The sequence below is a fragment of the Streptomyces sp. genome (assembly GCF_050698815.1).
Lineage (GTDB): Bacteria > Actinomycetota > Actinomycetes > Streptomycetales > Streptomycetaceae > Streptomyces.
In genome coordinates this window covers 1-6,621 of record NZ_JBOHCV010000204.1, presented here as the reverse complement: position 1 = coordinate 6,621, position 6,621 = coordinate 1, and the positions used below count along the sequence as shown (strand labels likewise).

The 6,621-nt window shown below is 72.4% G+C and carries 7 protein-coding genes; 4 read left to right on the top strand and 3 right to left on the bottom strand.

Features of this window, described 5'->3' with window-relative positions; all coding sequences use genetic code 11:
* The 3 genes from ACRDP3_RS07545 to ACRDP3_RS07535 form a co-directional block, all read left to right on the top strand.
* Positions 1-1,581: TIGR03767 family metallophosphoesterase (locus ACRDP3_RS07545; RefSeq protein WP_431516063.1), on the top strand; the 1,581-nt coding region annotated here is incomplete at its 5' end.
* 66 nt (positions 1,582-1,647) lie between these two features.
* Positions 1,648-2,577 (top strand): DMT family transporter, encoded by a 930-nt coding sequence (locus tag ACRDP3_RS07540; protein WP_431516062.1) that lies wholly within the window; start codon positions 1,648-1,650, stop codon positions 2,575-2,577.
* Positions 2,578-2,586: 9 nt separating this feature from the next.
* Positions 2,587-3,711 (top strand): serine hydrolase domain-containing protein, encoded by a 1,125-nt coding sequence (locus ACRDP3_RS07535; RefSeq protein WP_431516061.1) that lies wholly within the window; start codon positions 2,587-2,589, stop codon positions 3,709-3,711.
* A gap of 18 nt (positions 3,712-3,729) precedes the next feature.
* Here ACRDP3_RS07535 and ACRDP3_RS07530 read toward each other — a convergent pair whose 3' ends face one another.
* The 3 genes from ACRDP3_RS07530 to ACRDP3_RS07520 all read right to left on the bottom strand — a co-directional run bounded on the left by ACRDP3_RS07530 (position 3,730) and on the right by ACRDP3_RS07520 (position 5,640).
* A complete protein-coding gene (locus tag ACRDP3_RS07530; protein ID WP_431516060.1) occupies positions 3,730-4,779 on the bottom strand; it encodes a hypothetical protein in 1,050 nt (349 codons plus the stop codon).
* A gap of 244 nt (positions 4,780-5,023) precedes the next feature.
* Positions 5,024-5,263, bottom strand: a complete 240-nt coding sequence (locus ACRDP3_RS07525) for a hypothetical protein (protein WP_431516059.1) — start codon at positions 5,261-5,263, stop codon at positions 5,024-5,026.
* Positions 5,264-5,364: 101 nt separating this feature from the next.
* Positions 5,365-5,640 carry a hypothetical protein gene (locus tag ACRDP3_RS07520; RefSeq protein ID WP_431516058.1) on the bottom strand — a complete coding sequence of 92 codons (276 nt, stop codon included), beginning with the start codon at positions 5,638-5,640 and terminating at the stop codon, positions 5,365-5,367.
* Positions 5,641-6,144: 504 nt separating this feature from the next.
* On the opposite strand from ACRDP3_RS07520, the gene ACRDP3_RS07515 reads away from it, so the two are divergent.
* Positions 6,145-6,621, top strand: a 477-nt coding sequence (locus ACRDP3_RS07515) for a glycoside hydrolase family 20 zincin-like fold domain-containing protein (protein ID WP_431516057.1), incomplete at its 3' end; no start/stop codon positions are given.

Below are 6,621 nucleotides of genomic sequence, written 5' to 3'. Positions count from 1 at the left end.
GGCCCGCGCCGGCCCGGCCCCCGCCGTGCTCCCGTCGCCCGCGACACCCCGGTCGACCCGTCGCCGGCGGGTACGACGCTCGACTCGGTCGCCACCCCGCGCGGGACCGAGGGCGGCTACCGGCGGCTCGGGGACGGGCCCGGCTGGAAGCGGGAGCTCCGCACGGAGCTGGCGGAGGCGAAGCGCGGGCGGGCCGACACGCGGACACCGCTGGCCGCGTTCGTACAGTTCACCGATCTGCATGTGGTCGACGTACAGCACCCGCTGCGCTACGAGTACCTGCGCCCCGAGACGACCAGCGCCTGGCGCCCGCAGGAAGCCCTCTCGGTCGCCGGCGCCGTCTCGCTCATCGAACGCGTCAACGGGCTGCGCGGCGGACCCGCCACCGGCGAGCCGCTGTCCTTCGTGATGACGACGGGCGACAACACCGACAACAACTGCCGTGCCGAACTCGACTGGTTCCTGACCGCGATGAGCGGCGGCCGCATCACCCCGAACACCGGCGACGTGGACAGGTACGAGGGCGTGCAGGACAGTGACCTGAAGCTGTACTGGCAGCCCGAGGCCGCACTGCGGGACGACGACAAGGCGCTGGGCTTCCCCCGCATCGAGGGCTATCTGCGGGCCGCGATCCGTGAGGTCAACAGTCCTGGGCTGGCGCTGCCCTGGTATTCGACCATCGGCAACCACGACATGCTGCCGGGCGGCTGCTTCGCCTCCGGCGACGACTTCCTCACCTCGTTCGCGGTCGGCGGCCGGAAGCTGATGGAAGTGGACTCCGCGACGGCGGGCCGGCTGTGGAAGACCGTGGAAGAGGCCACCGACCCGACGGGCGAACAGTTCAAGGAACTGCTGCGCTCCCGACTGCGGTCACGGTCCCGTGACGTGCGGCCGGTCACGCCCGATCTGACCCGAGCGCCCTTCACCCGCCAGGACTACGTGCGGGCGCACCTGCGCCGCCGGTACACGGGCGAGGGACCGGTGGGACACGGCTACACCGAGGCCAACCTCGCCGAGGACCGTCTCTACTACAGCTTCCCGATAGCGGAGGGCGTGCGCGGCATCAGTCTGGACACGACACGGCAGGACGGCGGGTACGAAGGCCGGGTGGGCCGGGCCCAGCTCCGCTGGCTGGAGAGGGAGTTGCGGGCGGAGAAGGCGGCGGGCGGATACGTACTCCTCTTCAGCCACCACACCAGCACCACCACCCCGGACGGCGGGCCCGAACTGCTGGAGCTGCTGCGCCGCAACCCGCACGTGCTGGCATGGATCAACGGCCACAGCCACAAGAACCGGATCAGGGCGCGCGGGACGTTCTGGGAGATATCCACCGCCTCTCACATCGACTTCCCGCAGATGGCGCGCACGCTGGAACTGGCCGACAACGGGGACGGGACGCTCTCGCTCTTCACGACCCTGATCGAATCCGCGGCGCCTCGGAAGACGGACCTGGAGGATCTTTCCCAGCCGGGTCTGGCCGCTCTCTACCGCGAGCTGTCCTTCAACGCCCCGGGCGTCCGCCACGATCTGGCCGGCTCCCCCACCGACCGCAACACGGAACTCCTGCTGCCCAAGCCGTAGGCCGTGCGAACAGCGGCGGCGAAACCTCGTTGTCGCCCGCGCTTCCCGGGAGGCAGAGTGGGCGGCATGGCGATGACCTACGCGGATGAACGGACCACCCGGCCCGGCCCCGCGCTGCTGGTCGTCGCGGGGGCCGCCTGCACCGCTTCCTCGGGGATGTTCATCAAGCTGTCCGGCGTGAGCGCGGGCACCGCCGCCTTCCTGCGCTGCGCGCTCGCGCTGGTGGTGCTGGCGCCGCTGGCGGCCGCCGAGTACCGGCGGCTCGGTGCGCGGCCGGCCCGGCTGCTCGGCCTCGACCTGGCGGCGGGCGCCCTGCTGGGCGTCGACTTCGTCTGCTGGGTGCAGAGCATCCAGCATCTGGGAGCGTCGATCGCGACCATTCTGCTCAACGTCCAGTTGGTGGTCTTCCCGCTGCTGGCCCGGGTGTTCACCGGCGCGCAGCTCGCCCGGCGGTTCTGGCTGACCGCGCCCGTACTGCTGACGGGGGTCGCCCTGGCCGGCGGTGCGCTCGGGCGCGCGGAACCGGGCAGCGACCCGCTCTCCGGCGTCGCCTTCGGTACGGCGGCGGGTGTCGCCTTCGCCGGTTACCTCTTCCTGGTGCGGCTCGGCGGCGGCCGTCACCTCCAGGGTGAGCAACCGCAGTCCGGCGTACGCCCGCACACCGCGCTGCCCGTCTGCGCGGCGACGCTGTCGGCCGCGATCGCTGCGGCTGCGCTGGGCTCTCTCTGGACGGGCGTCGATCCGAACCCGGGCTGGCCCGCCTGGGGCTGGCTGATCCCGATGGCACTGCTGGGTCAGGTACTGGCATGGCTCCTGATCAATCCCGCGCTGCCCCGGCTGGCCCCCGACAAGGGGGCCACGCTGCTGCTCCTGCAGCCGATTCTCGCCCTCTTCTTCGGCGTCGGATTCCTCGCCGAACGCCCCACGTTGACCCAGTACGCCGGATGCGCCCTGGTCATCGTCGCCGTCTGGCGCGCCGGCCGTTCTGATCATTAGACTCTTGTCATGTCAGCGCGCTCCACCATCGTCACCGTGGTGGTCGCCGCCGTGGCAGCCGTCTCCATCAGCTCCTCCACGGCGGCCGACCGCGGTCACAGCGCGACCCAGGACGCGATGGACACCGAAGTCCAACAGGCGGGCGCGCCAGGCGTGCTGGGACGGGCCGAGGACGGCGGCGGGGTGTGGAACGGCGCCTCCGGCGTGGCCGGCCACGGCACCCACCGCCCGCGCCTGGCCCAGGACCGGTTCCGGATCGGCAGCCTGACCAAGCCCTTCGTCGCCGCGGTGCTGCTGCAGCTCGAAGCGCGGGGCGAACTGGACCTGGACGACCCGGTGGAGCGGTGGCTGCCCGGCACCGTACGCGGGAACGGCCACGACGGCCGCCGCATCACCGTCCGCCAACTCCTCGGCCACACCAGCGGCGTGTACGACTTCACCGGGGACCCCGGGCTGCGCCGCGGCTACTTCAGTCCACGGTTCGCGCGCCACAAGTACGACACCCACGAGCCGGCCGATCTGGTGCGCACGGCCATGGCGCACCCGCCCGCCTTCGCGCCCGGCACCGACTGGCAGTACTCCAACACCAACTACGTACTCGCCGGCATGGTCATCGAGAAGGTGACCGGACGCCCCTACGCGCGGGAGATCGAGCGCAGGATCGTCGGTCCGCTGGGACTGCGCGACACCTCACTGCCGGGCACCTCCGCCCGCATCCCGGGACCGCACGGACGCGCGTACTCCACCCTCTTCCGCACCGGCACCAAAGCGCGCGAGTACGACGTCACCGCGCTCGATCCCTCCCTCGCCGGCGCCTCCGGCGAGATGATCGCCTCCACCGGCGACCTGGTCCGCTTCATGCGCGCACTGCTGACCGGCGACGTGCTGCCGCGGCGCCAACTGGCGGAGATGAAGACCACCGTCCGCGCGGACGGCGGCAGCCGCTACGGACTGGGCCTGACCAAACTGAAGCTCTCCTGCGGCACCACGGTCTGGGGCCATGAGGGCACCATCCACGGCTCCCGCTCCGTCGCCGTCACCACACCCGACGGCTCGCACACCGCCGCCTTCAACATCAACGGCGACCGGGCGGGCGACACCGAGAAGCTGGTCGAGGCGGAGTACTGCGGCTGAGCCCGCGGACCGGAGCGATCAGCGGGGCACCACGACCACGTACTCGGCCGGGTCCCGCTCGGCCGCGGTCATCAGGGCCGTGCGCACGACGGCCGCCTGCTGCTCCAGCGACTCGCGGAGTTTGCCCGGGGTCAGGTGGACGACCGTGATGCCCAGACCCTCCAGCGCCTCGCGCTTGCGTGCGTACTCCGACCACTGCGCGGCACCGTCCTCACGGGGTGCACGGGTGTCCAGTTCGAGGGCGACGGCCTGGTCGGGCCAGTAGGCGTCGACGCCGCCGAGCGGGGGTCCGCCGGGGAGCCGGAGGTCGACGTTCCAGCAGGGCTCGGGGAGCCAGTGGCGGAAGACCATCTCGTACAGCCGCCCCTCCGCCAGCGCGCGGCCCTCGGCGAGCAAGGTGTCGACGGCGTCCACCACATGCGGCCGTCCCAGCAGCCGCGCCTGCGTCAACTCCGCTACGACCGCCGCCGCTTCGCAATGCCCGCCGCGCACCGATTCGATGAGCAGCCGCCGCACGATGCCCGCGTCCGTCAGCTGTGCGACGGCGTCGGCGAGGGCACGTGGCACGGGCGCGACGGGCAGCCCCGTGATCTCCTCCGGCTGCGGCAGCCCGTGGCCGCGGACCACGCGCACACAACCGGTGGAACGAAGCCGGCGGGCGCGCGGGACGAGCACGTCGATGCGGTCGAGAGCGCGCAACGAGGGTGCGGCCGCGAAGCCGTGCAGGGAAAGCGCCGCAAGGCCGGTGATCACCGCCTCCCGTGCCGGTGCCGGCGGGCCGTGGCCGGCGCGCTCGAGAGACCCCGGCCGGGAGGGGGACGGTGAACGCTCGGCGCCCGCGTAGAGCAGCGCGGCGTGCAGCCGCTCGTCGCTGGTCGGCGGTCCCTGGCGCAGCAGGTAGACGCCGGGGAGGAGCAACTGCCAGGGGCCGCCCGGCCGGCAGCGTTCGTTGGCCACGGTGGTGGAGACACCGTGCTCGCGCAGGGCGCGGGTGGTCAGCACGCGGCACTGGGCGGCTTCGCCGAGGTGACTGAGGGGCCGCGGGGAGAGCGGGGTGTTGTGCGTCATGCCGGGGCGATTCCCACCCCGGCACCGGCTTCCAACCTCTGTTACGAGCTCGTCGACAAAGCCGGACACCCCTGTCCTAAAGTACGGGCGTTCGAGTGCCGATGAGGCCCCTCCACCCGGCGCGTTCCGCGGCCGCCCGCCCGCCTCCGGGCACTTACGGCCAGACACGCGACAAGGCGCCCCGTACGGGACGCCTTTGTGACTCGAAGCACGCGGCCGGCTGCCGCGCCGCCGGCCGCGTCGGTCAGCTCTGCTTCCTGCCGGACTTGCCGCCCACCATCACCAGCACGGAGATGATCAGGAAGAGGGCGATCGGTGTGGCGACGTACAGACCGAGGGTCTCGATGACGCTCAGTCCGGGGCCGGGGTCGTCACCGTCGTCGCGGTCGAGCGCGAACGCGGGGGACGACGCCAGCAGCATCAGCGTGACACCGGCGGCGACGGTGCCGGCACGCAGGGAAGTCTTGTTGATTCTGTTGCTCACCCGGTCAACATATCCGACCGCTCACGGGGCCGCCGCCCCGGCCCGGGGCAGCGTCTCCCTTCCGGGGAGCGGCGTGTGACGCGTGGTGGTCGCCAGGCGGCTCAGATGGTCGCCATCTCCGTGCCGTAGCCGGCGCCGGCGGGCTCACTGGTGAGCGGCAGCTCGGCGAGCGGCGGCTCGCTGGTCAGGGGGGCGACGTCGGCGAGGGGGGCCTCAGCGGTCAGTGGCGCTTCGAAGCAGTCGCAGGAGCACGAGCCGTCCAGTCCGGAGTCGGGGTCGGACACACCGGACAGGTCTACCGGCTCGTGCCCCTGTTTGGAGAGCACCTGTCCCGGGAGCGGGGTCAGGACGGACAGCAGTTCAGCGGACGCGGCCACGGCGGGCCTCCGATCATCGACAGTGGTTGTCAGGTGTGGGCCTACCCAATCGATACGTGCGCAGACGTATCGATGACGGGAACGTGTTCGAGGTCACGTCCGTATCCGCAGGCGATTTGCCGGTACGGACCGCCCGAAGACGAAGGGGCACCGGGTTTTCCGGGCATCTGGCACGAAATTTTACAGGTGTCCCGGCGGAGCCCACCACCGGGCGGGTCCGCGCACGGGCCTTCCCCGGCGTTTCTTCGGCCTTCCCCGGCTCCCTCCCCGGCTCTCTTCTGGCTCTCTTCCGGCTCTCTCCGGCTCCGGACACGGAGCCGACCACCGGACATCACCGTGTGTCCGAGGGGCGTGACAGAATCCGGTGAACACGCCAGGCAACAGGTCGGCCACTGTCCGTACTTCGCGTGAGAGCGGTCACCGCCCGGGAACCGGCGCGCGGCCGGCGCGCGTCCCAGGGGCTGCGATGTGGCCGGGGGGATTCCGGCGTCGGGGAGGACGTAGGTGAGCGCAGCAGCGCACGGGGGCAGAGCGCACGGGGGCAGAGCACGGCGTCGGGCGGGCGCGACCGCGCTCACGGCAGCCGTCATCGGCGGGCTGCTCGGCAGCGCGCCCACGGTGCGGGCCGCGCCCGCACCGGAACCGGACGGCGCCCCGGCGGGGGCGACGGACAGGGACACGGCGGCACAGGGCGGCGTGCCGTCCGTCTGGCCGCGCCCGCAGACACTGCGTGCGCAGGGGGCGTTCGTGCCGGTCGGCCGTGACGTCAGCCTCGTCAGCGACAAGGGGACCGACAGCGCGGCGCTCGATGCCCTGCGCACCGTTCTGCGCGACGCGGGCGCTCGCACGGTGCATGAGGTGCGTCCCGGGCAGCCGTTGCCAGGGCGGGGGCTGGTCGTACGGGCGGGCGGCTCGCACGCCGCCGACGCACTGCGGGCGCTGCACGCGCCGAGGCGCGGAGATCTGCCGCGCGGCGGGTAC

Coding starts and splice junctions, on each gene's coding strand:
- ACRDP3_RS07535 (WP_431516061.1), top strand. CDS start 2,587: ATGTCAGCGCGCTCCACCATCGTCACCGTGGTGGTCGCCGCCGTGGCA.
- ACRDP3_RS07540 (WP_431516062.1), top strand. CDS start 1,648: ATGGCGATGACCTACGCGGATGAACGGACCACCCGGCCCGGCCCCGCG.
- ACRDP3_RS07530 (WP_431516060.1), bottom strand. CDS start 4,779: ATGACGCACAACACCCCGCTCTCCCCGCGGCCCCTCAGTCACCTCGGC.